The organism is Chelatococcus sp. CO-6 (assembly GCF_001271345.1).
Lineage (GTDB): Bacteria > Pseudomonadota > Alphaproteobacteria > Rhizobiales > Beijerinckiaceae > Chelatococcus_A > Chelatococcus_A caeni.
Map to the genome: position 1 here is coordinate 2724124 of NZ_CP012398.1, position 25119 is coordinate 2749242.

The following is a 25119-nucleotide window of genomic DNA, read 5'->3' on the forward strand; positions in this document are numbered from 1 at the left end:
CCTTCCTGCCTGTCAGGCAGGGTCTTTAGCAAGCGCGCCCGCCGGATGCGACCGCTTTCGCGCTGAAGGGTGAACGGAAAGGATAGGAAGGGGCAGTCGGCAATCGCCGGTGGGCAATCGATGCACCGCGGTCAATCGCTCCCCTCCCCCTTGCGGGGAGGGGAGGAGGTTCCGCCGGCGCCGAGCGCTCCCCCGTCAGCCCGAGCGCCTCATGCCGTCCGCCGCGCCAGCACGCGCTTGACGGCATCGACCAGTTCCGCCTCCTTGACGGAGAACTGGGCCTCGGCCTGTTTCTGCAGGTAGTCGTCGCGGTCCTTGCCGAGGCCGGCGAGCTCGGCGCCGAGGGCGAGATCCTTGATGGTGACCTCGCCGGCCGCGCGCTCGTTGGAGCCCTGGATGACGACGCAGGGGCTGGCGCGCCGGTCGGCATATTTCATCTGCGCCTTCATGCCCGAGGTGCCGAGGTAGAGCTCGGCCCGGATGCCGGCCTGGCGCAGCGCCGCCACCATGCGCTGGTAGTGGCCGATCTCGTCGCGGTCCATGACGAGCACGACGACCGGGCCGGCGCCCGCCGCATCGGTGACGAGCGGGCTCTTGATCGCCTTGAGCGCCGCGAACAGGCGCGAGACGCCGATGGAGAAGCCGGTCGCCGGCACCGGCTCGCCGCGGAAGCGCGAGACGAGCCCGTCGTAGCGCCCACCGCCGCCGACGGAGCCGAAGCGAACGACCTCGCCCTTCTCGTTGGGCACGTCGAAGGTGAGCTCCGCCTCGAAGACCGGACCGGTGTAATACTCGAGCCCGCGCACGACGGCGGGGTCGATGACGACGCGCCCGTCGTCATAGCCCGCGGCAGCGACGAGCGCGCCGATCTGCTCGAGTTCGGCGACGCCCTCGTTGCCCTGCGCGGTATCGCCGACGACGGCAGCGAGATTGGCGATGGTCGCCGCCGTATCGGCGCCCTTGGCGGCCGTGAAGGCGATGACGCGCTCGATGGCCGCGGCTTCGAGGCCGGCGCCCTTGGTGAAGTCGCCGCTCTCGTCGCGACGTCCCTCGCCCAGCAGCAGGCGCACGCCCTCCGGCCCGAACTTGTCGAGCTTGTCGATGGCGCGCAGCACGCCGAGGCGCTTGCCGGCATTCTCCTCGCCGGCAAGGCCGATGGCCGTCAGCACCCCGTCGAGCACCTTGCGGTTGTTGATCTTGACGACATAGTCGCCGCGCCCGATGCCGACCTTCTCCAGCGTATCGGCCATCATCATGGCGATCTCGGCATCCGCCGCGACGCTCGCCGTGCCGACGGTGTCGGCGTCGAACTGCATGAACTGGCGGAAGCGGCCGGGGCCGGGCTTCTCGTTGCGGAACACCCAGCCGCAGCGATAGCTGCGATAGGGCTTGGCGAGCGTATCGAAGTTCTCGGCGACATAGCGGGCGAGCGGCGCCGTCAGGTCGTAGCGCAGGCTGAGCCACTGCTCGTCGTCGTCGAGGAAGGAGAAGACGCCTTCGTTGGGCCGGTCCTGGTCGGGCAGAAACTTGCCGAGCGCGTCGGTATATTCGATCAGCGGCGTCTCCACCGCCTCGAAGCCGTAGAGCTCGTAGGTCTCGCGGATGGCGGCGAGCATCCGGTCGGTCGCGGCGATGTCGCCCGGGGCGCGGTCGACGAGGCCGCGCGGCAGGCGCGCGAGGAGCTTGTTGCTGGTCTTCGGCTTGTCGGACATGGCGGAAAAGCGAACCTTCTGACGTTGCCCCGCGTCCTAGCGCAGGCAACGGGGGATGTCATCCCCGCCGCGCAGCTGTCTCGCCATCGGCATCGCGAGCACGGTGCGAAAGCACGCCGGCTTCCGCACTCCCGCCGTCATGCCCGCGCTTGTCGCGGGCATCCATGCCGGGCCGCCTGGGCCGGGCCGAAGGGCGTGAATGGCCGGGACAAGCCCGGCCATGACGAGCGGAGGCGACGGGGGATGTCATCCCCGGCGCATAGCTGTCTCGCCATCGGCATCGCGAGCACGGTGCGAAAGCATGCCGGCCCCCACGCTCCCGCCGTCATGCCCGCGCTCGTCGCGGGCATCCACGCCGTGCGGCCTGCGCCGGGCCGAAGGGCGTGAATGGCCGGGACAAGCCCGGCCATGACGAGCGGAGGCGACGGGGGATGTCATCCCCGCCGCGCAGCTGTCTCGCCATCGGCATCGCGAGCACGATGGGAAAGCGCGCCGGCTTCCACATTCCCGCCGTCATGCCCGCGCTCGTCGCGGGCATCCACGCCGGGCCGCCTGCGCCGGGCCGAAGGGCGTGGATGGCCGGGACAAGCCCGGCCATGACGAGCGGAGGCGTTGGCTCCATTCCTGGTCGGGACTAGGGGCGCAGCACGCATGACGGCAAAGCAGCAGGGCCGGACGGGCCCGCGTTGCGGCGCGGCTCAGGCGGCCTTGAGGTCGAGCTTCATGCCCTCGTGGCTCGCGGTGAAGCCGAGGCTCTCGTAGAAGCGCAGGGCGTCCGGCCGCGCCTTGTTGGTGGTGAGCTGCACGAGCCGGCAGCCGCGGGCGCGCGCCTCCTCGATCGCCCAGTCGAACATCGCCCGCCCGAGGCCCCGGCCGCGCTGGCTCTGGGCGATGCGCACGCCCTCGATCTGCGCCCGCCAGCCGCCGGTATAGGTGAGGCCCGGGATGAAGGTGAGTTGCAGGCAGCCGACGACCGCCCCGCCATCATCCGCCACGATCAGGCGGTTGTTGGCATCCGCGGCGATGGCTGCGAAGGCCTCGGCATAGGCGGGAGAGAGCTCCGCGGCCGACGCCTCGCGGGTTGCGCCGAGCGGATCGTCGGCGAGCAGGGCGACGATCGCCGCAAGGTCCGCCCCGGTCGCGTCGCGGAACCTCATGCCTTGCCCTCGAGGAAGGGGATCATCGCGGCGAGCACCTCGTCCGGCGCCTCCTCGGCCACGAAATGGGCGGCGTTGACCCTGGTGCCGACGGCCTTGGGCGCAAAGGTCTCGCGCCAGACGTCGAGCGGGCTCTTGTCCGTGGTGACGAGATAGAACTCGCCCCAGATGAGCTGGGTGGGCACGGTGATGGTCCGGCCGGCCGCGAGGTCGGCCTCGTCGGCTTCGACATCCGTCGTCTTGCCGGCGCGATAGTCCTCGCAGAAGGCGTGGATGCGGGTCGGCTCGTTCCAGTTGGCGCGGTAGTGGGCGAGCGCCCGGGAATCGAAGCCCTTGAGGTCCTTGGTCTTCGACCAGCGGACCAGCAGATCCTCGAAATAGGGCAGGGGATCCTTGCCGATGGCCGTCTCCGGCTCCGGCGCCGGGCGGGCGAGGAACTCCCAGTGCGCGGCCGGGCTCTTGCCGGCCTCGATCAGCTTCCAGACATGGAAGGTGGGCAGGATGTCGAGCAGCACCAGCTTGTCGAGCCGGCCCGGCTCGTCGAGCGCCAGCCGGTAGCCGACGCGGGCGCCGCGGTCATGCCCGGCGAAGGAGAAGCGCACGTGGCCGAGCGCCTCCATGACGGCGACGACGTCGCGGCCCATGGCCCGCTTGGTATAGGTTTCGCGTCCGCCGTCGCCCTTCGGTGCCGAGGACCAGCCGTAGCCGCGCATGTCCATCAGCACCACGGAGAAATGCTCGGCGAGCTTGGGCGCGATGCGGTGATAGGCGACATGCGTCTGTGGAAAGCCGTGCACCAGCACGAGCGGCGGCCCCGAGCCGCCGGAGCGCGCGAAGATGCGCCCCGCCTCGGTGTCGATCCAGTGCGATTGGAAGCCGGGAAAGAGGTCGGCGAGATCGGGCATGACGAGTCTCCTGTCGCACGATCGGTTATAGGCCGTACAGCACGGGGAGAGAAACGGCATTCAGACGATGTCGCGGTGCGCCGACAGGATGGCGCCCTCAAGCCTCCTGTTCGCGCGCCACGGCCCGCCAGCCGATGTCCGAGCGGCAGAAGCCTTCCGGCCAGTCGATGCGCGAGACCGCCTCGTAGGCGCGGGTCTTGGCCTCCTTCACCGTCCGGCCCGTCGCCGTGACATTGAGCACGCGCCCGCCATTGGCGACGATCCGGCCGCCGTCGTCCTTCGTGCCGGCGTGGAAGACGAGGACGTCCTCGAGCGCCTCGGCCTCGGTGAGGCTGCGGATGACGGAACCCTTCTCGGCGGTGCCGGGATAGCCCCTCGCGGCCATGACGACGGTGAGCGCCACCTCGTCCCACCAGCGCACGTCGACGTCGGCGAGCACGCCGTCGCAGGCGGCGAGCAGCACGGGCACGAGGTCGCTCTTCATGCGCGGCATCAGCACCTGGCATTCGGGATCGCCGAAGCGGGCGTTGTATTCGATGAGCTTCGGCCCCTCGGCGGTGATCATCAGCCCGGCATAGAGCACGCCGACATAAGGCGTGCCGCGCGCGGCGAGGCCGGCGACGGTCGGCAGGATGATGCGCTCCATCACCTCCTGTGCGAGGGCCGGCGTCATCACCGGCGCGGGCGAATAGGCGCCCATGCCGCCGGTGTTCGGGCCGCGGTCGCCGTCGAAGACGCGCTTGTGGTCCTGGGCGGAGGCGAGCGGGATCGCGGTCCTGCCGTCGGCGATGGCGAAGAAGCTCGCCTCCTCGCCGACCATGCATTCCTCGATGACGACCTCCGTGCCGGCGGCGCCGAGCCCGCCGGCGAACATCATCGCAATGGCCTCCTCGGCCTCCTCCACCGTCTCGGCGACCACGACGCCCTTGCCGGCGGCGAGCCCGTCGGCCTTCACCACGATCGGCGCCCCCGCCTCGCGCACATGGGCGCGGGCGGCGGCCTCGTCCGTGAAGCGGGCGAAGGCCGCGGTCGGGATGCCGAATTCGCGGCACAGCTCCTTGGTGAAGGCCTTCGAGCCTTCGAGCTGCGCAGCCGCCTTGCGCGGGCCGAAGGCCTTGATGCCGGCGGCCGCGAGATCGTCGACGAGACCGGCGACGAGCGGCGCTTCCGGGCCGACGACCACGAGGTCGATCGCCTTGTCGTGGCAGAAGGCGACGACGGCGGCATGGTCGGTCACGTCGAGGGCGACATTGTCGCCGCACTGGGCCGTGCCGGGATTGCCGGGGGCGATGAAGAGCCGGTCGCAGAGCGGGCTCGCCGAGAGCTTCCACGCGAGCGCGTGCTCACGTCCGCCCGAGCCGATGAGGAGGAGGTTCATGGGATCGCCCCTGCTTGGCGCCGATTGATCTTGCCGCGTCGTACCGGCTGCAGCCGGCGGCGGCAAGGGGCGGATGGGACGAGGGTCATGGCTGGGACGCACGCTTGTATCCCCGACGCGCCGCAGCATGAAGTGATGCGGTGCAGATCCGGAGCCGGCCATACGGCGCCTTCGGCAGATTCTTGCGCTGGGTCCCGGATCGCATTCCGCTTCGCTGCATGCGTCCGGGAAACGAGGTTGCTTCCGGCCGAGCGGGTGTGCGTCGGGGCCGACTGCCGACTGCCGACTGCCGACTGCCGACTGCCGACTGCCGACTGCCGACTGCCGACTGCCGCTATCGATCGATGTGACCGAGGTCGCGCTCCGGGTCGAGCCGGTCGCGCACGCGCTGCTTGAGGGTCTTCACATCCGGGAAGCCGCCGTCGCGCTTGCGTTCCCAGATGAGGTCGCCATCGACGGTGATGTGGAAGATGCCGCCCGTGCCGGGCGCCAGCGCCACCTCGCCGAGGCTGCCGCCGAAGGTCGACAACAGCTCCTGCGCTATCCAGCCGGCGCGCAGCAACCAGTTGCACTGGGTGCAATAGGTGATGACGATGCGGGGCTTCGTCGGCGCGGTGGTGTCGTCGCTCATGTCGTCCTCCGGCGCCCAGCAGATCGACGGCGCGGGCCCCGTGTCAACCGGGTGGCGGTCGCCAAACCTTGGAAAATGGGCTTTCAGGAACTATCATACCGGAGTGGGAAGCGGGCTTTCGCCCGCTCCCCTTTCCTTAGACGATGAGCTGGACCCGGAGTTCCAGTAGCCAGCTGTTCCGGGTCCTTCTCATTCTAAGGGTGATCGTCAGTGGCAAGAACCACATGGCGGTCACCTCCGGTGCAGGGGCGAGGCCGTCGCCGCGCCGTCTGCTTCCGCCCTGCAGCAGCATTGATAACCGATCGCGCAGCCCCGCGCCCGCGGCATCGCCGCTTCATCGCACGCCGGGATGTCGGGGATGGGCGCCCGCGCGGCGTTTCACTTTGCGGTCCGAACGCCTATCCTGCCGCCCATGAATCAGCCGGATCCGAATCCCCCCTCCAACGTGCAAGAATGGACGGTCTCCACCCTGTCCGGCGCGCTGAAGCGTACCCTTGAGGACGCTTTCGGCTTCGTGCGCCTGCGCGCCGAGGTGTCGGGCTACCGCGGCCCGCATTCCTCCGGCCACTGCTATTTCTCGCTGAAGGACGAGGGCGCGCGCATCGACGCGGTGATCTGGAAAGGCGTGTTCAGCCGCCTCAAGGTCAAGCCCCAGGAGGGGCTCGAGGTGGTGGTGACGGGGCGCATCACCACCTTCCCCGGCTCGTCGAAATACCAGATCGTCGTCGAGACCATCGAGCCGGCCGGCGTCGGCGCGCTCATGGCCATCCTCGAGGAGCGGCGCCGCAAGCTCGCGGCCGAGGGGCTGTTCGACGAGCGGCGCAAGCAGGTGCTGCCTTATCTGCCGGAAGTCGTCGGCGTCGTCACCTCGCCGACCGGCGCCGTGATCCGCGACATCCTGCACCGCCTCGCCGACCGCTTTCCCCGCCACGTGCTCGTCTGGCCCGTGCGCGTGCAGGGCGAGACGAGCGCGGCCGAGGTCGCGGCCGCGATTCGCGGCTTCAACGCCATCGGCCCGGGTGATGCGATACCGCGGCCGGACGTCATCATCGTCGCGCGCGGTGGCGGCTCGCTGGAGGACCTCTGGAGCTTCAACGAGGAAGTCGTCGTGCGCGCGGCGGCGGAAAGCGACATTCCGCTCGTCTCGGCCGTCGGCCATGAGACGGACTGGACGCTGATCGACCTTGCCGCCGACCTGCGCGCGCCGACCCCGACCGGCGCGGCCGAGAAGGTCGTGCCGGTGCGCTCCGAGCTCATCGCGCAGGTCGACACGCTGGCGCGCCGCCACCTCGGCGCCATGCACCGGCTCCTGGAGCGGCGCCGGGCCGACGTACGCGCCCTGGCGCGGGCCCTGCCGCGGGCCGAGGACCTGACGGCAGGCGCTCGCCAGCGGCTCGATCTCGCCGCCGGCCGCCTGCGCCATGGCCTCAACACCAATGCCCGCCGGCACGAGGTCGAGCTCAACCGCCTCGCCCAGCGCCTCGCCCGCCTGTCGCCGCAGGCGCGCCTCGCGGAGCGCGCCGCGGTGCTGCAAGGCCTCGAGCGGCGGCTGGTCGCGGGGCTCGCCGCCAATACCCTGCGGCGGCGCGGTGCCTTCGAGCGGTCGGCCTCGCGGCTCGCCTTCCGTCCGGTGAAGGAGCGCTGGGACAATGCCGGCGAGCGCCTCGCCCTTGCCGGCCTCAGGGCGCGGCGATGCTACGAGGCGTCGCTGGTGCAGCGGCGCGAGCGCCTGCAGTCCTGCTGGAAGCTCCTGGAGAGCCTCAGCCACAAGGGCGTGCTCGCCCGCGGCTATGCGGTGGTGCTGGACGAGGCGCGCCGGCCCGTGCGCTCCGTCGCCGACCTGTCGGACGGAATGGCCGTCAGCCTGCAGCTCGCCGATGGCGAACGGCGCGCCACCATCGCGGACGAAGAGGGCGCCGCTCCGGCGCGCACGGCATCCCGCCCCCGCGGCAAGGCGCGCGAAGGCGCCGTCCCGGCGACACGCCAGGCCTCGCTGTTCGATCCGTGAGATGCCGCCCTGGCCGCTTCGCCTTGAACCCGGCCCGTTCTGTCCTTAATGACGGAAAGAGGGGCGGAGCCCCGCAACAAGGTGAGTGCCATGAACCGCCACGATCCGCGCCTGCCCATGGGCGGTGAAGCCGTCGTGCAATATCTCGATGCCGACTTCCGCGTGCTCCGGCCCGGCGCCTTCGTGCGCTGCGCCGTGACGGGCAAGCCCATACCGCTCGACGAGCTGCGCTACTGGAGCGTCGACCTGCAGGAGGCCTATGCCTCGCCTGAGGCGGTGCTGCAGCGCATCCAGAAAGGTCCGGAGCGGGGTTGAGCGTCAGGTACCGTCCTGCTGCGCGCGCCAGTGGCTGATCGCCGCCTGTAGCAGCTGCGCCACCTCGTCCGGCGCCTCGAATTGCAATGTCACGGGCAGGGTGCCGATCCGTGACAGGACCTCGGTCTGGCCGGCGAGCCCCATGAGCCGGACGGCATCCTTCTCCGTGGTGATGGGCATCAGCCCCTCGGCCTCCGCTTCCCCGACGAGAGCCTCGACAGTCGCGACATCGAAGGGCTGATGGTCCGCGAAGGCGCGTTCCACGGCGACATCGGCGCCGAGGCCGCGCAGGGTGGCGAAGAATTTTTCCGGCATGCCGATGCCGGCGAAAGCGAGGACGCGCCGGCCGGCGAGGCTCGCCGCGACCGCCGGATCCGGCACCATGTGGGCGTGCAGGACCGGCCGCCCGCGCGCGGCCGCAGCCCGCGCGATCCTGACGCCCCGCTCCCCCGCGCCGATCAGGATGACGGCGTGGGCATGGGCGAGCTGGCGGTCGAGCGGCGCCCGCATCGGCCCGGCCGGCACGCACAGCCCGTTGCCGAGACCGAAGGCGGCATCGACCACCGCGAAGGTCAGGTCCTTGGCGAGGGAGGGATTCTGCAACCCGTCGTCCATGACGACCACCGTCGCGCCGCGCCTGTCCGCCTCCTGCGCGCCGGCCGGCCTGTCGGAGGCGACGATGGTGACGAAATGGCGCGCCAGCAGCAGCGGCTCGTCGCCGACCTCGGCGGCCGTGTGCGTGGGGGTGACGGCGACCGGTCCCGTCAGGCTGCCGCCATAGCCGCGCGTGAGGAAGGCCGGGTGCTCGCCGAGCCCGGCGAGGATCTGGGCGATGGCGAGGGCGCTCGGCGTCTTGCCGGCGCCGCCCGCCGTGAAATTGCCGATGCAGATGACGGGCAGCGGCGCCGGCTCGCCCTCCTGCGCCATGCGGCGCACCGTGACCGCCCCGTAGAGCGTGCCGACCGGGCTCAGCACCCATGCCGCGAACGACGGGCGCGCCTGCCACCAGAATGCCGGTGCCTTCATTGCCTTCCCCGCGATTCCGCTCGGTGCAGGATTGCCCTTCGATGGCGGCGGCGCAAGGGAGGAGCGGGCGCGGGTCAGCCGTTGTGGCGCAGGTCCATGTGCAGGATATAGGGCTCGATGGCCCGCATCGTGCGCTCCAGGGCGCCGCCGAGACTTTCGACGGTCTGCGCCGCGGCGCGCGCCATGGCCCGGGTGCGCGCCGTGTCCTTCAGCAGCATGGCGAGCGCCTGGGCGAGGCTCTCGGCGTCGGCCACGGGCAGGGCGCCGTGCGCACGGTCGATCGCCGCATAGATGTCGGCGAAATTGTAGACGTGCGGCCCGTGCAGGATCGCCGCACCGAGCTTTGCCGGCTCGATCGGGTTCTGCCCCCCGAGCGGCACCAGCGAGCGGCCGATGAAGGCGATGGGCGCGAGGCGGTAGAAGAGCCCGAGCTCGCCGATGGTGTCGGCGACATAGACGTCGACGTCCCGCTCCGGCAAAGCGCCCTCGGAGCGCAGGGCGACGTTGAGCCCCGCGCGGTGGGCGATATCGGCGACGGCCTCGCCGCGCTCGGGATGACGCGGCGCGATGATGGTGAGGAGGCCGGGCCGCCGCTCCATGAGCGCGCGGTGGACGAGCGAGATGATCTCCTCCTCGCCTCCGTGCGTGCTCGCCGCGACCCAGACCGGCCGCCCGGCGATGATGCCGGAGAGGCTCGCGACGGTGCGCGCGTCGGCGGGCGGCGCGGGCACGTCGAACTTGAGGTTGCCGGCGATGCCGACGCGCGGCGCGCCGAGCCGTGCCAGCCGCTCGCCGTCCGCCTGCGACTGGGCGAGGCACAGGTCGAACTGCTCGAGCAGCGTCCGCGCGCTCTTCGGCGCCTGCCGCCAGCGGCGGAAGGAGCGCTCCGACATCCGCGCGTTGACGAGGAGGAGCGGAATGCCGCGCTCGCGCACTGCGAAGACCGCATTCGGCCAGATCTCGGATTCGGCGAAGAGCACGAGGTCCGGCTGCCAATGGTCGAGGAAGCGGCGCAGGTAGCGCGGCACGTCGAGCGGCATGAACTGGTGCGCCGCTCCCGGCGGCAGGCGCTGGGCGAGCACGGACGCCGAGGTGAGCGTGCCGGAGGTGACGAGCACGCGGAAGCCGCGCCGCGTCAACCGCTCCACGATCGGCATCAGCGAAACGACCTCGCCGACGCTCGCCCCGTGCACCCAGGCGAGGCGCCCGGCCGGCCGGGCGCGCCCGGCGAGTCCCCGGCGCTCGCCCATGCGCTCAGGGTCCTCCTTGCCCTTCTTGCGGCGCGAGACGAGCAGGCTGGCGGCCGCGGGCTCCAGCAGCGTCATGCCGAGACGGTAGAGTGTCAGAGGCAGCGTCATGCGGCCGCCCATCCTTGTGGCTCCTGCGGCGACCAGCCGTCGCCGACGCCATTGGCAGCGCCGGAAGATGGCATTTCGACGCTCGCCGGCGGCAGTATCCCCGGCCGTGCGCAGATCGCGCGTCGGGGGAAGGTCGGTGCTGTGGACAACGCCTTCATCGGGTGGTCTCCACCGGCTTCATGCCGGGATCGCGGTCGCCGACGAGGGCATAGGCCCGGGCATGGACGGCATCGAGGCTGCGCTCGACGGCGAGGCGCGCATCCTCCATGGCGCCCGGATCGGCTTCGGCCGCGATGTGGATCGGCTCGCCGATGACGATGGCGCCGCGCCCGAAGGGCAGGCCGATGGAGGCGTGGTCCCAGCTGTTGAAGTCGATGCGCCGGCTGGTGACGACGGCGACCGGCACCACCGGCCGGCCGGACAGCTTGGCGAGCAGGATGATGCCTTCGCCGCAGATGCGCGACACCTTCGGCACATCCGCGGTCATCACCACCATCTCGCCGTCCTTGAGGGCGCGCAGGAGGTGGCGCACCGCGGCGGCGCCACCCTTCTCGCGCACCTTGCCGCCGCGCGCGCCGGAGCCGCGGATGGCGCGGATGCCGAGGTGGTTGAGGGCGATGGCGTTGAACTCGCCATCGCCGTGGCGCGAGACCAGCGCGGCCGCGCGGTCCTGCGGCCGGCGGGCGAAGGACACCATGAAGTGCTGCCCATGCCACATGGCGACGATGACGGGCATCTGCGGCCCGACGCGGTCATAGATGTCCGCCGGCTCCATGACGAAGCGGTTCGTGCGCTCGACGAGGCGCAGGTAGCCGGCGAGCAGGCGCCCGAGGGTGGCCTGCACCGGGCGTGACCGGCTGATCCGCTTGAGAAGCGCCATGGAGCCCGGCCGCCTCAGGCCGGCTGGCCGGTTTCGGGGTCGAGCAGGCGATGCAGGTGGACGATGAAATAGCGCATGTGGGCGTTGTCCACCGTGGCCTGGGCCTTCGCCTTCCAGGCCGCGTGGGCGCTTGCGTAGTTCGGGTAGATCCCGACGATGTCGAGGTTGGCGAGATCGCGGAACGTGATGCCCTCGAGGCTTTCCAGCTCGCCGCCGAAGACGAGGTGCAGAAGCTGCTTGTTCGGTGCCGTCTCGCTCATGGTCTCGCAAGTCCCGTGATGGTCGAGGTTGATCGAAGGGTCGTGCCGTAGGGGCGGTCTTGCGCGCTCACGCCGTTGTCCCCTCGGCGAGCGCGTCGAGCACGCGCGGGTGGAGCGCCCCGGGCGAGGCGACGAGCGGGCTGTGCACCGGGCTCGGCCGGTTGAAGCCCGGCCGCTCGCCCGTGAGCCCGGTCAGCGCCGCGCCGCTCTCCGACAGGATGAGATCGCTCGCCGCGATGTCCCAGTCGTGGGCGTTGGCGGAGGCGAGGCCGACGTCGAGGGCGCCGTCCGCGACCCGCGCGAGGCGAAGCGCCAGCGAGGGGATCTTGGGCACCACGTCGATGGCGCCGAAGGAGGGCAGCAGACGCTTGGTGAGCATGGCCGGGCCGGCGACGCGCATGGGCGCATGGGCTGATGCGGCCGCTGCCCTCAGGGGCAGCGGCTCCCCGTTGCGCAGCGCCCCCTGGCCGCGGTGGGCCTCGTAGGTCACACCGAGCGCCGGGGCGTGCAGGATGGCGGCGAGCGGCATCCCGTCGAGGAGGAGCGCGATGGAGATCGCCCAGTCGGAGCCGCCCTGCATGAAGGCGCGCGTGCCGTCGATGGGGTCGACGACGAAGACGAGGGATTTCGACAGCCGGGCTGGATCGTCCGCGGTCTCCTCCGACAGCCAGCCGGCCTCCGGCATGGCGCCGCGCAGCCGCTCGGCGATGAGCCGGTCGAGCGCGATGTCGGCCTCCGTCACCGGCGAGCCGCCGGCCTTCGACCACACGTCGGCCCGCGTCGCCTGGCCGGCGCGGAAATAGGCGAGCGCCGCAAGGCCGGCCTCCCGCGCCGTCTCGCGAAGGAGGACGCGCAGTTTGGCAGCCATGTCCGGATGGGAGGCGAGCATCGTCCCCGCAGGCTCTCTTGAAGTTCCTGGATGGCCGGTCTTGTAAAGGCCGCTCGCGACCGCTGCAATAGCCGGGCGGCGTGCTGTCGCACGCGCACCCGTGCCGGATCCGTCCGGCCCCTCCGGTCGCGGAAAGGTTTCGTTGAGCATCCGCGCCGAAACGGGGCCGGCAAGAAGGCCTTAACCCAACCCGTTAAGGCCTTTTGGGCCGGTGCCGCGCAATATTGGCGACATAAGGCGCGAGTGCTCCGGACAAAGAGAGTGCCGCGCGGGAGCGTCAGAACAAGAGGCGTCGACATGGCGGCAGGCAAGAACTCGGCCGCCGGGGCGGGTTGCCATGTGCAACCCGCCGCCGGCGAAGCCATTTCCTTCAACGATATCGTGATGAGGCTTCCGGGTGCCCGGGTGATCCTCCCCGGTGCCGCGGGCACCTTCGCGGGCGTGGCGGTGCGTTTCGTGCCGGAGGAGGGCGATGCCGAGATGTTCGAGCTCGTGCTCGTCGGCCACGACCGCCGGCGCGATCTCGTCATCGGCCGCTGGGACGACGGCGACATCGCCGCCGTGTGGCGCAGCGTCGCCGCAACCTCCGGCCTGCCTCTCCTGCTGGAGCGCGAGGATGGGGTCATCGTCTGCCCGCGGCCGCAGATCGGGCGGCTGCAGCTCGGCGAAATCCGCATCCGCCGCCGTCACGGCCTGTTGAACGGCCGCCGGCCGCGCTTCCTCGTCCGGCGCAAGACCGGCAAGCCGCTGATGCGCCCGGTGCGGGTGCACGGCCGGGACATGATGGCGCGGGACTGAGGGAGCGCTCAGAGAACGGCGCGCAGCAGGGCGTCGGCGGCGAGGCCGACGGCGAGGATCAGCCCGGCGTCGCGGTTCGACTTGAAGAGGCTGAGAGCCTTTTGCGGATTGTCGAGCTCGATCGACCGCACCTGCCAGGCCAGATGCAGCGCAAAGGCGCCGACCGCGGCGAAGGCGACGAGCCCGCCGCCGGCAAGATGCGCCGCTAGCCCCACCAGCACCACCGCCGCCGCATAGCACACGGCGACGCCTGTCGCCGCCTCGCTGCCGAAGAGCCGCGCGGAGGACTTGATGCCGGCGATCGGATCGTCCTCGATATCCTGCAGGGCGTAGATCGTGTCGTAGCCCACGGTCCAGGCGATGGCCGCCGCATAGGCGAGATAGGCGGGTGCCGCGAGCGTGCCCGTCACCACCGCCCAGCCGATCAGGCCGCCCCAAGCGAAGGCGAGGCCGAGCACCAGCTGCGGCATCGACATGAAGCGCTTCATGAAGGGATAGACGGCGACAGGGACGAGCGACAGGAAGCCGACGAGGATGGCGAAGCCGTTGAACTGCAGCAGCACGGCGAGCCCCACGAGCGCCTGTAGTGCAAGGAAGGCCGCCGCCGCCGCGGCCTTGACCTGGCCGGAGGGCAGGGGGCGCATCCGCGTGCGCGCCACCTTGGCGTCGAGGTCCCGGTCGACGATGTCGTTGTAGGTCGAGCCGGCGCCGCGCATCGCCACCGCCCCGATGAGGAAGAGGACGGCGTACCAGAGGTTGGGGATGGTGCCCGTGGCGATGGCCGCCAGCATGAGCGACCACCAGCAGGGCAGCAGCAGAAGCCACCAGCCGATCGGTCGGTCGATGCGCGCGAGGCGCAGATAGGGTCGCGATGCTGCCGGTGCGTAGCGGTCCACCCAATTGCCGGCCGCAGCATCGGCGACCGGCTGGTCGAGCGGCTGCGGCGCAGCGGTCATAGGGCGCCTTGGGGAATGCGCATCGGCCCGGTGAGGATGTCGCCACCGCCGCCGCCGAGCAGCCCCTGCTCGCGCGCCTGCTTCTCCATCTGGGCCTGCTTGGCCGCGACGCTGCAGGCCTGGCCGCGCACCTTGGTCACGTTGCCGTGGTCGTTCTTCAGCCCGTCGATGAAGTTCTGCGGGATCTGGCACCAGTCCTTGTTGGCCTCGATCCACTTCATCGTCTCGTTGCCGTTGTTGGCGAGGCGGCCGAGCAGGGCGCAGGCATCCGCGGCCTTGGGCTGCTTGCCGAGCTTGTTGACGCGCTCGACGATCGACTTGCGTTCGTTGAGGAAGCTCGTGATCTGCTCGCAGCCCGAGGCCTGGGCGGCCGCCGGAGAGGCGCCGAGGCCGAGCATGAGCGGGGCACCGACCACTGCGGCGGCCATCATGCCCATCGTGAGACGCGCCCGAAAGCTGCGTGCCATGACTGTCTTCCTTCCCACTGACGGCGGGCCGATCGGATGGGCGCCCCGCCGCGAAAATCCAGCCGTCACCCGGTGGGACGAGCGGACATTGCTGCCGCGTCTCTGGTCCGCCCGCCGGCAGCTTGCCCATAACAGGCAATTGTGGCGGCTTTGCTCACGGGTGGCGTTCAAGCCGACTTATCACGTATTGCTGGGGCTTATCCAGCCGGTGGAGAGCAAAATTGCCTGACATTCCCGTGCGCGCGCCGCGCCTGTTTGTCGATTGTCCGCTCGCCGAGGGGGCCATGGTGCCGCTCGACAAGGCCCAGGCCAACTACATCGGCAACGTGCTCAGGCTCGGCGCCGACGCGGACGTCCTCGTCTTCAACGGGCGCGAGGGGGAATGGCACGCGAAGGTTCTTGCCGGCCGGCGCCGGCCGGAGGCGCTCGCGATCGTCGCCCGCCTGCGGCCCCAGCCGGCGCCGGGCGACCTCCACTATCTCTTCGCGCCCCTGAAGCACGCCCGGCTCGACTACATGGTCCAGAAGGCGGTGGAGATGGGCGCCTCCGCCATCCGCCCGGTGATCACGCGCCACACCCAGGTGAGCCGCGTCAACATCGATCGCATGCGCGCCAACGCCATCGAGGCCGCGGAGCAATGCGGCATCCTCACCCTGCCAGAGATCGCCGAGGAGCAGCCCCTCGCCGCGGCCGTCGCGGCGCTCGCGCCGGAACGGCTCCTCGTCTTCTGCGACGAGGCCGCGCCCCTTGCCGATCCGCTCGCCGCCCTCGCCGGTGCCTCGCGCGGGCCGCTCGCCGTCGTCATCGGCCCGGAGGGCGGCTTTACCGAGGAGGAGCGCGCGCTGATGGCGCGGCGCGAGAACGTGCTAATCCTGTCACTTGGTCCGCGCATCCTCAGGGCAGATACGGCCGCGGTCGCGGCGCTCGCGCTCGTGCAGGCCAGCATCGGCGACTGGACGCCGCGCGCCTGAGGCCGGTTCGCTGGGGATAGGTTCCGGGGGCAGCAGCTCACTCCCGAGAGTTTCCCCATTCCGGATCGACGATGGTGCGATTCGGTTGTCTCGGAAGGACGGGTGGATGGATTGCGGCTACGGCTTCGGCATCGAGGAGGAATATTTCCTGTGCGACGCGCTGTCGCGTGGTCCCCGGCGCAAGTCGACGCGCGCCTTCCTCGACGAATGCAAGGCCAGGATCGGCGAAGCGGTGCACACGGAGATGCTGCAGAGCCAGATCGAGGTCGCGACGCCGCCCTGCACGACGATGGGCGAGGCCCGGGCCGCGCTCGCCGGGCTCCGGCAGGAGCTCGGCGCCCTTGCCCGCAACTACGGCCTCGTTATCGTCGCCTCCGGCACCCATCCCACCGCCGTCTGGGCCCACCAGCGCCATACGGATGCCGAGCGCTACGACCGGCTGATGCGTGACCTGCAGATGCTCGGCACGCGCAACATGCTGTGCGGCCTGCATGTCCACGTGGCGGTCTCGTGCCCGGAGCGGCGCGTGAACCTGATGGGCCGGCTGCTGCCCTTCATGCCGCTGCTGCTCGGCCTCTCGACCTCGTCCCCGTTCTGGCAGGGGCGGCGCACCGGGCTGCTCGGCTATCGGCTCGCCGCCTATCGCGAATTGCCGCGCACCTGGCTGCCGGACCTGTTCGCCGACGCCGCGGACTATCGCCGCTATATCGATGCGCTCGTCGCCGCCGGCGCCATCGCCAACGAGAGCTTCGTCTGGTGGGTGGTGCGCCCGGCGGCCCGGCTCGGCACCCTGGAGCTGCGCGTGAGCGACTGCTGCACCAGCCTCGACGATGCCATTGCCATCGCCGCGCTCTATCGCGCCCTCGTGCGCCATCTCGACCGCAACGAGAGCGTCATGGCAGGCCTGTCCGGAGCCGACCGCGCCATCGCCGCGGAGAACTGCTGGCGCGCGCAGCGCTACGGCGTGCACGGCTCGCTCGTCGACGAGGCCGGCGGCGGCGCCCGCAGCTTCGACGAGGTGCTGGAGGATGTCATCGCCCGCGTGGCGGAGGATGCCGCGGCCCTCGGCTGCGAGGCCGAGATCGCCCATGCGCGCACCATTGTCAGCCGCGGCACGAGCGCCGACCGGCAGCTCGCGCTCTACCTCGACGGCGTCGGCCGCGGGCTCGACAAGCACGCCGCGCTCGTCGGCGTGGTCGACTGGCTGGCGAGCGAAACGGTGAACGTCGCGCCGGCCTGAGACGGCCCTGCCCAGATCTCGCCACGATTGTTGTGCGGGAGCATTGTCGGGGCCGGACAAGGCGCCTATCTAGAGCCGACCTCGAACCCCAGAGCCGCGTCACCGCGGCGTCTCTTGAGAAAGACAGCGCATGGCTCGCGACGTGTCCGACACCACTCCCATCGGCTCGCGCGACGATCTCGTCGCCTACCTGGAAGCCGGCTGCAAACCGAAGGACGCGTGGCGGATCGGCACGGAACACGAGAAGATTCCCTTCTACACCGCCGACCTGGCGCCGGTGCCCTACGAGGGCGAGCGCGGCGTGCGGCGGCTGCTGGAAGGCATGCAGGGCCTGCTCGGCTGGGAGCCGATCATGGAGGACGACCACCCCATCGGCCTCTACGACGTGACCGGCGGCGGCGCCATCTCGCTCGAGCCCGGCGGGCAGTTCGAGCTCTCCGGCGCGCCGCTCGAGACCGTGCACCAGACCTGCTGCGAGCTGCACGCCCACCTTGCCCAGGTCAAGGAGATCGCGCGCCCGCTCGGCATCGGCTTCCTCGCCCTCGGCATGAGCCCCAAATGGACGCGGGAGGAGACGCCCGTGATGCCGAAGAGCCGCTACGGCATCATGCGCCGCTACATGCCCGAGGTCGGCAGCCTCGGGCTCGACATGATGTTCCGCACCGCCACCGTGCAGGTGAATCTCGATTTCGGGAGTGAGGCGGACATGGTGAAGAAGCTGCGCGTCGCGCTGGCGCTGCAGCCGCTCGCCACCGCGCTCTTCGCCAATTCACCGTTCACCGAGGGCCGGCCCAACGGCTTCCTCTCCATGCGCTCGCATATCTGGCTCGATACCGACCGCGACCGCACGGGCATGCTGCCCTTCGCCTTCGAGGACGGCATGGGCTTCGAACGCTATGTCGACTGGGCGCTCGACGTCCCCATGTATTTCGTCAAGCGGGACGACACCTACCATGACGTCGCCGGCGCCTCTTTCCGCGACCTTCTCGCCGGCCGGCTGCCGCAGCTGCCCGGCGAGCGGGCGACGATGTCGGACTGGGCGAACCACCTCTCGACGCTCTTTCCCGAGGTGCGCCTCAAGCGCTTCCTCGAGATGCGCGGCTCCGACGGCGGGCCGACCGGCATGCTCTGCGCCGAGCCGGCCTTCTGGGTCGGCCTGCTCTATGACGAGGACTGCCTGACGGCCGCGTGGGACGTCGTGAAGGGCTGGAGCGCGGCGGACCGGCAGGCGCTGCGCGAGGCGGCCCCGCGCCTCGGCCTTGCTGCGACGATCGCCGGGCGCAGCCTCGCTGAAATTGGCCGCGAGGTGCTGGCCATCGCCCGCACCGGCCTCGCCCGCCGCGGGCGGCTCAATGCGGACGGCCGCGACGAGACGCATTTCCTCGCCCCGCTCGACCGGATCGCCGGGGAAGGGCGCACGCTCGCCGAGGACCTCCTGGCCCGCTACGAGGGCCTCTGGCAGGGCTCGGTCGATCCCGCCTTCTCCGAATACGCCTACTGATCGGGCAGGGGGCCGCGGTCTCTCCCGCGGACCGACCATCAGCGCCGTGCATGGCTTGCATCAGCCCTCCGCATTGGTCGGGCCGTGCAGAGGCCGCTAGCATGGGCGGCGCATGCGGAGCCAGGCCTTGTCTTCCAACGAAACGACCGTTTCCGGCGTGCCGGCGGGCCGCCAGGGGCTCGCGGGCGGCACGCTCGCGCTCTATGCCCTGCTCGTCTTCTGCTGGGGCACGAGCTGGTATGCCATGAAGCTGCAGGTCGGCGTCGTCGCGCCGGAAGTGTCGATCGTCTGGCGCTTCCTCATCGCGGCGCCGGTGATGCTGGCCTGGGCCGCCGCGCGCGGCATGCGCCTTCGCTATCCGCTCGCCGACCACGCCCGCTTCGCGCTGATGGGCGTGCTGATGTTCTCCACGAATTTCATCCTCGCCTATTACGGCGCGGGCCTGCTGACGTCCGGCCTCGTGTCGGTGGTGTTCTCGCTCACCTCCATCATCAATCTCATCCTCGGCGCGCTGCTCCTCGGCCAGCCCATCGAGGGGCGGGTGGCGCTCGCGGCGCTGATGGGGGCGGGCGGCGTCGGCCTGATGTTCCTGCCCGACCTTGCCGCCGCGCAGGGCGCGGCCGGCGTGCTCGCCGGCCTCGGCTTCAGCGCCGCGGCGACCTTGTGCTTCTGCCTCGGCAACATGGTCTCGGCCCGTTTGCAGAAGCGGCGCATCGCCGTCCTGCCCGCCTCGGCCTGGGGCATGTTCTACGGCACCGCCTGGGCGGCCGTCGTCGCCTGGCTGACCGGGGCGACCTTCACGGTGGAATGGACGACGCGCTACCTCGGCTCGCTCGTCTTCCTCAGCCTCTCGGCCACGGTGCTCGCCTTCTTCGCCTATCTCACGCTGCTCGGCCGCATCGGCGCGGCGCGCGCGGGCTACGCGACGGTGATGTTTCCCGTCGTCGCGCTCGGCGTCTCCACCCTGCTCGAGGACTATGTCTGGTCGCTCGCGGCGCTCGCCGGCCTCGTGCTCGTGCTCGCCGGCAATCTCGTCGTGCTGACGCGCCCTGCGCCGCGTTCTTAGGCCATTCTCCGGGGCATTTTCCGCCGAAGCGGCTGCCGCTTCGGCGAACCGATATCAGCTGTGACCCTTCTGGTGCCGGCCGGCGATCCGCAGCAGCTTGCGGAAACGCGGACACGCGAGATGGGTGGGCGCTGAACATTCCGCGACATGCCTGAGCATGTCGCGGAGGACGGTCAGCTCATGGATCTGCCGGTCGATCTCGCCGGCGCGCGCATGGAGGGCTGCGCGCGGCAGGCTGCTCGCCCCGTTGGCGGCGAACATCGTTGCGATCTCCGCAAGGGAAAAGCCGGCCTTCTTGCCCAGAGCGATCAGCCCCAGCTGCCAGAAGGCCTCGGGCCCGAACTGGCGGCGCAGGCCGCGCCGGCCGATCGAGGTGATCAGGCCTATCTCATCGTAGTAGCGCAAGGTCGAGGCGGGCAGGCCCGAGCGCGCGGCGAGCTCTCCGATGTCCAGAATATCCACGCTTGACCTCAAGTGAACTTGAAGTGGCAAGGTGCCATTCGGATGAACGATTGGCAAGGACCGAACCATGGAGAACAACTGCACGCCCGCCATTGCCCCGGCGCATGGACGCGGCCTTGCCGCTCTGGCGCTGGCGATGCTGCTCGCCTCGCTGGGGGTGAGTGTTGCCACGGTCGCGCTGCCGACACTGGCGCGCGACTTCTCGGCGCCGGTGGCGCATGTGCAATGGGTCATTCTGGCCTATCTGCTCGCCGTCACCGTCGCCATCGTCTCGGGAGGCCGATTGGGAGACCTGATCGGCCATCGGCCGGTGCTTCTAGCCGGACTCGGCGTTTTCGCCGCGGCCTCGGCGGCTTGTGCAGCCGCGCCGACACTCGGTGCGCTGATCGTGGCACGGGCGGCCCAGGGCTTCGGCGGAGCGATCCTGATGGCGCTGCCGATCTCGATCATCCGCGACATGGTGCCGAAGGAGCGGACCGGCGCTGCCATGGGCCTCATGATGACGATGTCGGCGGTCGGCACCGCCCTTGGGCCGTCGCTCGGAGGGCTGATGATCGCCTGGTCGGGATGGCGAGTGGTGTTTCTGGTTCTCGCAATCGTGGGGGCTGCGGTCCTTGTCTTTGCCGTGCGCGGGATTCCGGCGCCTCAATGCGCGGGGCCCAGGGCGCGCGGAAGCCTCGATCTGCCCGGCGCGTTTATTCTGGCGCTCACGCTGACGGCCTATTCGCTGGCCGTCACCGGCGGATCCGACGGGTTTGATGCAAAAAGCGGCGTGCTGCTCCTCGGCGCGGCCGTGGGGGTCGTTGTCTTCGTCGTCATCGAAAGGCGGCGGGACATGCCACTTGTACAGCTCGCCGCACTGCGCAATCGCACGACCTCAGCCGCGCTGTTCATGAATCTCCTCGTGTCGGCCGTGATGATGGCGACGCTCGTCGTCGGGCCGTTCTACCTGACCTTTGCCCTCGGGTTGAACGAAGCCCTCGCCGGCCTGGTGATGGCGGTCGGACCGGTGACGGCCGCGCTGGCCGGTGTTCCGGCCGGGCGCATAACGGACAGGTTCGGGGCGCCGCGGGTGCTGTTGCTCGGGCTGGTGCAGACAACGGCTGGCCTCTTGTGCCTTGCCGTGCTGCCGGCGCTGGTCGGTATCGCGGGATATGTCCTGTCGCTGATGCTGCTGACGCCGGGTTTCCAGCTCTTTCTGGCGGCCAACAATACGTCCGTCATGACGGCGGCTCCCGATAGTGAGCGCGGCATGATCTCCGGCCTGCTGGGGCTGTCGCGCAATCTCGGCTTGATGACCGGGGCGTCGGTCATGGGAGCGGTCTTTGCCCTGGCGGTTGGCCGGCGAGACATTGCCCAGGCTGCGCCCGACGCGATCGGCACCGCATTCTCGGTGACTTTTCTGGTGGCGGCCGGTCTGACGGTGGTCGCGGCACTCACGGCCCTGATCGGCCGCCCGTCTTTGGAGCTGCGCGAAACGCAAGCCGAACTGCGCTGATCGCCCCATCCCGGGTTTGTCGCATGATCCCGAACCTTCGGCCGGGATCATGCTTTAACTCCCGGTTCACCCTGGCCGCACATGCGGGGGCGCGCGGCGTCCCCGTTAACCTCCCGGTGAGGCCGCCCCGCCAAGCTGCAGGGCAAATGGAGGCGGTCATGCTGAAGGCGTTTCTGAAGGACGAGAGCGGTTCGACGGCGGTCGAATACGGCCTCATCGCGCTCTTCGTGATGCTGGGCATCGTCGTCAACGCCTCGCTGATCAGCGACAGCCTGTCGCGGATCTTCGCCGAGACCCATTCCGGCCTGATGCAGTAGCGCTCTCTATTCCGCCGCCTGCAGGCGGTTGACGTTGAGGTTGTCGAGGCTCTGGACGATGTGCTCGGCGAGCGCATTGGCGAGCGCCGTCGGGTCGTGATGGTTGCGCACGAGGCCGATCTTGCACGCCGGCAGCGCCGGCATCCCGTCGGAGGGGCCGAGCACCCGCATGCCGGGCCTGACCGCGCTCTCCGGCAGCACGGAGACGGCGAGCCCGGCAAGCACCGCGGCGCCCACGGCCGTCGAGTTCCAGCTTGAATAGAGCACGCGGAAGGGCCGCCCGGCATTTTCGAGCGCCTCGGTCGCGCTCTGCCGCCAGTTGCAGTTCGGCCGCCCGAGGGCGAGCGGGACGGGCGTCTCGTCATGCACGCAGTGGCGCGTCGACGTCACCCAGAGCAACTGCTCGACGCGGATGATCTCGGCCGAATAGTTCTTGCCGTCGACATGGGTGATGATGGCGAGGTCGATGTCGCCGGAATTGACCCGCTCGACCAGCATCGGCGTCGGCTCGCAGACGACCGTCACCTCCACCTTCGGGTTGGAGCGCGAGAACCGCGCCAGGATCTCCGGCAGGTAGCGGTCGGCGTAATCGTCCGGCACGCCGAGCCGCACGCGGCCTGCAAGGTCGACGTCGCCGAAGCTCGCGAGGCACTCCATGTTCAGCCGCACGATGCGGCGGGCATAGTCGAGCAGCCGGTCGCCGTCCTCCGTCAGGCGCGAATAGCGCCCGTCGCGCTCGAAGATGGCCCGCCCGAGCCGCTCCTCCAGGCGCTTCATCTGCATCGACACCGCCGACTGCGTCTTGTGCACCAGATCGGCCGCCTTGGTGAAGGAGCCGGTGTCGGCAATGGCGACGAAGGTGCGCAACTGATCGATGTCGAGCATATGGGCCATGGCGTCGCTCCTCCGTCCGGTTGGTCGATATTCAATCACACCCTGTGATGTTTGCAATCATAAACATTCGTTTCAATGATTGGATGGATTGCGTCATAGTCTCCTCGGGTTCACGCATTCACCGACTGTTCCGCGACGGCGGCCGCCCTTGGAGGGGCGGATCCGCGACGGGCTCCTTTTGCGGGCGGCGGAGCGGCAGCGTGAGCATTCACTGCTGGAGGACGACGATGAGCGAACTGATGACGCCGAAGGGGACTTTCGCCCCGACGAGTGCCCCGACCCTCGGGATCGCCGGCGCGCGTCGCGCCGATCGGAGCCTCTGGGACAGGGTGAAGGCCGCCGCGCGGGCGCTTCTCCATCGCCGGTCGGTCTACCGCCTCGCCGAGCTCGATGACCGCACGCTGAAGGACATCGGCCTCTTGCGGACGGATATCGACAGCGCCCTGGCGGAACCCTTCTACCGGGATCCGACAACCCTTCTCGCCGAGAGGGCCTATCATCGACGTGCGCGTGCACGGACCACGGCTCTGGTGAAGCTCGTGCGCGAGCGGGCGGAGCGAAGCGCCGAAGACGGCAATGCCATGACGGGCGATGCCCCCGATGGCCCCCGTGTAACGGCGCAGATCCACCGCATCACCTGGTCGCGCCTGCAGGGCCGTACCCGCCGGGGCGCCGTCAAGCCCGCCGCCATCCTGCCGCCGGCGGCCGGCGCCTGCTGCTGACGGGCTCCTGGCGCGGGCGCTCCGGTCCTCTCCGGGGCGCCCGCCGGCGCGGGGATCACCCGCGGTTCCTGGAGAAGCTGTCGAGGATGGCGCGCATGGTGGCGATCTGCTGCTCCTGGATGTCGCGCCCGGCCTCGAACATCCGGCCGATCGTCTCGCGATCGAACGGCGCGGCGGGCTGCTCCGGTTCGGATGCGGCCCGCTCGGCGCGCGTATCGGCGGCGCCTGCGGGCTTGCCGGCGAGGCCGCCGAGAAAGGCCTGGAACAGCTCTTCGAAGGGGTTGCGTGCCTGGGGCGGGGCGCTCGGCTCCTCGCGCTGCTGAGGCTGCGCCGCAGGCGGGAAGCCGGGCATGCCCGGAAACGCGCCGCGCTGGATCATCTCGCTCAACTGCCCGAAGAGATCGGGGCTGCCGGAGGGCGGGCGCCTCTCGGCCGAGGGCGCCGGCGCGCCGAACATCTTGCCGAACTGCTCCAGGATGCCGCCGAACCCCTGGTTGCTGGCGCCCTTCGCCAGTCCGCCCATCAGCATGGCGGCGAGAATGGGCAGCATCTTCTTGATGATCTCCTGGCTCACGCCGCTGACGGCAGCCGCCTGCGCGGCGACCTGGCGGCTGACGTCCGGCGAGCCGAAGATCTGTGCGAGCACATCGTTGCCCTCGCTGCGGCCTGTGGGAGAGAAGGCCTGCGCCGCATCCTCGAAGGGCGCGCGATAGCGTCCGCCGCCCATGAGGCCGAACATGCCCATGAGGCCGGACGGGTCCTGGCTCGTGCGCTGCAGGCCGACTGTGAAGGCGGGGAGGAGCGCCTCCACGGCCCGCTCGACCTCCTTGTTGGACAGGCCGAACTGCCGGGCGATGTTGTCGAAGGCCGTGCCGCCCTGGGCCGACTGGATGATCTCGAACAGGTTGAACATCGTGCGCTCCTCCCGGTCGCCTCTCGTGGGCGTGGCTGCAGGCTCCGACTCTAGAGGCTATCGCCGGCATCCGATAGACCGGCGTCTGGGCAGGCGGCGGCGTGTCAGATCCCGCTCATTCGAGGAGGGCCATGCGTGCCTCGCGCTCGCGCGGGGGGCTCTCGGCGGGGGCCGCGTCCGGTTCGTACTGGTCGACGATGACCGCATCGGGCAGGTCGCCCCTGCGCGCATTGAAGCGCGGCGTGAACCCCTCGATCAGGATGGCTTCGAAGGAAGCAAGCAGCGTGTTGAGCGTCGCGTCGGGCGCGGAAGGCAGGCCCGTCGGCATGGTCCACACCGGCTTCTGGCGCTGCTCGTCAGACATGCAGGTGAGAGGCAGGCGCTCCGTCTCGAGGAAGCCGAACCACGAGAACAATGACCAGCCATTGCGATAGACGCCGCGGCTGTGCGCGTAGAGCCGGTCGCCGATGGACTGGCCGCCGGTCGAGTTCTTCCGCGTGAGCCCGGCCTGCCCCGCATAAACCGGCTGCAGGGCATCGCTGTAAAGGATGTAGACACCTTTCTGGCGGTAGAAATTCATTTGTATGCGTTCAAGGTCGATGTTGCTTCTCTTGTTCCCCTTGCCGAGCCATCCCTGCGGCTGTCCGAGAAGCTGTCGCCTGTCCCAGTCGACCGCGTCCTTGCGCCAGAAAAGACCATAGAACTTGATGAAAACGTTTAACTTCGTGGCCTCTGTCCGACCATCCGCGCAACTGTGCATCATCTGAAACGACCCACCTCATGCAATCGTGAGGC

Annotated in this window: 26 protein-coding genes; 10 read left to right on the forward strand and 16 right to left on the reverse strand. The window is 70.1% G+C overall.

All coding sequences use genetic code 11. The features are described 5' to 3' along the window. Nucleotides 1-209 precede the first annotated feature (209 nt). From hisS to AL346_RS12830, 5 genes are all read right to left on the reverse strand, one after another. The gene (hisS, locus tag AL346_RS12810) at nt 210-1712 is read right to left on the reverse strand and encodes a histidine--tRNA ligase (protein WP_019401303.1); all 1503 of its coding nucleotides are present in this window, start codon (nt 1710-1712) and stop codon (nt 210-212) included. Between the two features lie 698 nt (nt 1713-2410). Continuing rightward, nucleotides 2411-2869, reverse strand: a complete 459-nt coding sequence (locus tag AL346_RS12815) for a GNAT family N-acetyltransferase (protein ID WP_053193732.1) — start codon at nt 2867-2869, stop codon at nt 2411-2413. Continuing rightward, nucleotides 2866-3774 (reverse strand): alpha/beta fold hydrolase, encoded by a 909-nt coding sequence (locus AL346_RS12820; RefSeq protein WP_019401301.1) that lies wholly within the window; start codon nt 3772-3774, stop codon nt 2866-2868. Before AL346_RS12820 ends, AL346_RS12815 begins: the two co-directional genes overlap by 4 nt. A gap of 97 nt (nt 3775-3871) precedes the next feature. Beyond that, nucleotides 3872-5152 carry a phosphoribosylamine--glycine ligase gene (gene purD, locus AL346_RS12825; protein ID WP_019401300.1) on the reverse strand — a complete coding sequence of 427 codons (1281 nt, stop codon included), beginning with the start codon at nt 5150-5152 and terminating at the stop codon, nt 3872-3874. A 334-nt stretch (nt 5153-5486) separates the two neighbouring features. Continuing rightward, nucleotides 5487-5783, reverse strand: coding sequence for a SelT/SelW/SelH family protein (locus tag AL346_RS12830; protein WP_019401299.1), 297 nt, complete (start codon nt 5781-5783; stop codon nt 5487-5489). 358 nt (nt 5784-6141) lie between these two features. Between AL346_RS12830 and xseA the strand changes: the two genes are divergently transcribed. Both xseA and AL346_RS12840 read left to right on the forward strand, forming a co-directional pair. Continuing rightward, nucleotides 6142-7791, forward strand: coding sequence for an exodeoxyribonuclease VII large subunit (gene xseA / locus AL346_RS12835; protein WP_019401297.1), 1650 nt, complete (start codon nt 6142-6144; stop codon nt 7789-7791). A gap of 90 nt (nt 7792-7881) precedes the next feature. Next, a complete protein-coding gene (locus AL346_RS12840) occupies nt 7882-8106 on the forward strand; it encodes a DUF2093 domain-containing protein (RefSeq protein WP_019401296.1) in 225 nt (74 codons plus the stop codon). A gap of 3 nt (nt 8107-8109) precedes the next feature. Here AL346_RS12840 and lpxK read toward each other — a convergent pair whose 3' ends face one another. The 5 genes from lpxK to AL346_RS12865 form a co-directional block, all read right to left on the reverse strand. Continuing rightward, complete coding sequence (lpxK, locus tag AL346_RS12845) at nt 8110-9132, reverse strand: tetraacyldisaccharide 4'-kinase (protein ID WP_053193737.1); 1023 nt, start codon at nt 9130-9132, stop codon at nt 8110-8112. A 74-nt stretch (nt 9133-9206) separates the two neighbouring features. Further along, nucleotides 9207-10490, reverse strand: a complete 1284-nt coding sequence (locus tag AL346_RS12850) for a 3-deoxy-D-manno-octulosonic acid transferase (protein ID WP_053194059.1) — start codon at nt 10488-10490, stop codon at nt 9207-9209. Between the two features lie 154 nt (nt 10491-10644). Next, nucleotides 10645-11370 carry a lysophospholipid acyltransferase family protein gene (locus tag AL346_RS12855; protein WP_053193740.1) on the reverse strand — a complete coding sequence of 242 codons (726 nt, stop codon included), beginning with the start codon at nt 11368-11370 and terminating at the stop codon, nt 10645-10647. A gap of 14 nt (nt 11371-11384) precedes the next feature. Then, complete coding sequence (locus AL346_RS12860) at nt 11385-11630, reverse strand: DUF4170 domain-containing protein (protein ID WP_019401293.1); 246 nt, start codon at nt 11628-11630, stop codon at nt 11385-11387. 67 nt (nt 11631-11697) lie between these two features. Further along, nucleotides 11698-12498 (reverse strand): 3'(2'),5'-bisphosphate nucleotidase CysQ, encoded by an 801-nt coding sequence (locus AL346_RS12865; protein ID WP_040403791.1) that lies wholly within the window; start codon nt 12496-12498, stop codon nt 11698-11700. 318 nt (nt 12499-12816) lie between these two features. Here AL346_RS12865 and AL346_RS12870 point away from each other — a divergent pair, with 318 nt between their 5' ends. Then, nucleotides 12817-13317 carry a DUF6101 family protein gene (locus tag AL346_RS12870; RefSeq protein ID WP_053193742.1) on the forward strand — a complete coding sequence of 167 codons (501 nt, stop codon included), beginning with the start codon at nt 12817-12819 and terminating at the stop codon, nt 13315-13317. Nucleotides 13318-13325: 8 nt separating this feature from the next. Here the strand turns inward: AL346_RS12870 and ubiA are convergent, their stop codons facing one another. After that, on the reverse strand, nt 13326-14273 hold the full coding sequence (gene ubiA / locus AL346_RS12875; protein ID WP_019401660.1) for a 4-hydroxybenzoate octaprenyltransferase: 948 nt from the start codon (nt 14271-14273) through the stop codon (nt 13326-13328). Next, complete coding sequence (locus AL346_RS12880) at nt 14270-14740, reverse strand: hypothetical protein (RefSeq protein ID WP_019401659.1); 471 nt, start codon at nt 14738-14740, stop codon at nt 14270-14272. The genes ubiA and AL346_RS12880 overlap by 4 nt, the downstream gene beginning before the upstream one ends. Nucleotides 14741-14961: 221 nt before the next feature. Here AL346_RS12880 and AL346_RS12885 point away from each other — a divergent pair, with 221 nt between their 5' ends. From AL346_RS12885 to AL346_RS12900, 4 genes are all read left to right on the forward strand, one after another. Beyond that, the gene (locus AL346_RS12885) at nt 14962-15711 is read left to right on the forward strand and encodes a 16S rRNA (uracil(1498)-N(3))-methyltransferase (RefSeq protein WP_019401658.1); all 750 of its coding nucleotides are present in this window, start codon (nt 14962-14964) and stop codon (nt 15709-15711) included. A gap of 106 nt (nt 15712-15817) precedes the next feature. Next, on the forward strand, nt 15818-16951 hold the full coding sequence (locus AL346_RS12890; protein WP_019401657.1) for a carboxylate-amine ligase: 1134 nt from the start codon (nt 15818-15820) through the stop codon (nt 16949-16951). 130 nt (nt 16952-17081) lie between these two features. Continuing rightward, complete coding sequence (locus AL346_RS12895; RefSeq protein WP_019401656.1) at nt 17082-18452, forward strand: glutamate--cysteine ligase; 1371 nt, start codon at nt 17082-17084, stop codon at nt 18450-18452. A gap of 127 nt (nt 18453-18579) precedes the next feature. Continuing rightward, nucleotides 18580-19518, forward strand: a complete 939-nt coding sequence (locus tag AL346_RS12900; protein ID WP_245258873.1) for a DMT family transporter — start codon at nt 18580-18582, stop codon at nt 19516-19518. A gap of 54 nt (nt 19519-19572) precedes the next feature. Here AL346_RS12900 and AL346_RS12905 read toward each other — a convergent pair whose 3' ends face one another. Then, nucleotides 19573-19980 (reverse strand): helix-turn-helix domain-containing protein, encoded by a 408-nt coding sequence (locus AL346_RS12905; protein WP_019401654.1) that lies wholly within the window; start codon nt 19978-19980, stop codon nt 19573-19575. Between the two features lie 67 nt (nt 19981-20047). Between AL346_RS12905 and AL346_RS12910 the strand changes: the two genes are divergently transcribed. Together AL346_RS12910 and AL346_RS25075 are read left to right on the forward strand one after the other, a co-directional pair. After that, the gene (locus tag AL346_RS12910) at nt 20048-21478 is read left to right on the forward strand and encodes an MFS transporter (RefSeq protein ID WP_019401653.1); all 1431 of its coding nucleotides are present in this window, start codon (nt 20048-20050) and stop codon (nt 21476-21478) included. A 158-nt stretch (nt 21479-21636) separates the two neighbouring features. Next, a complete protein-coding gene (locus tag AL346_RS25075) occupies nt 21637-21795 on the forward strand; it encodes a Flp family type IVb pilin (RefSeq protein WP_245258872.1) in 159 nt (52 codons plus the stop codon). 6 nt (nt 21796-21801) lie between these two features. Here the strand turns inward: AL346_RS25075 and AL346_RS12915 are convergent, their stop codons facing one another. Next, nucleotides 21802-22689 (reverse strand): LysR substrate-binding domain-containing protein, encoded by an 888-nt coding sequence (locus AL346_RS12915; protein WP_053193744.1) that lies wholly within the window; start codon nt 22687-22689, stop codon nt 21802-21804. Nucleotides 22690-22916: 227 nt separating this feature from the next. On the opposite strand from AL346_RS12915, the gene AL346_RS12920 reads away from it, so the two are divergent. Then, nucleotides 22917-23411 carry a DUF1127 domain-containing protein gene (locus AL346_RS12920; protein WP_019401650.1) on the forward strand — a complete coding sequence of 165 codons (495 nt, stop codon included), beginning with the start codon at nt 22917-22919 and terminating at the stop codon, nt 23409-23411. Nucleotides 23412-23466: 55 nt separating this feature from the next. Here the strand turns inward: AL346_RS12920 and AL346_RS12925 are convergent, their stop codons facing one another. Further along, nucleotides 23467-24324 (reverse strand): DUF937 domain-containing protein, encoded by an 858-nt coding sequence (locus tag AL346_RS12925; protein WP_019401649.1) that lies wholly within the window; start codon nt 24322-24324, stop codon nt 23467-23469. Between the two features lie 115 nt (nt 24325-24439). Next, nucleotides 24440-25087, reverse strand: coding sequence for a GIY-YIG nuclease family protein (locus AL346_RS12930; protein ID WP_156332751.1), 648 nt, complete (start codon nt 25085-25087; stop codon nt 24440-24442). Between the last annotated feature and the right edge of the window lie 32 nt (nt 25088-25119).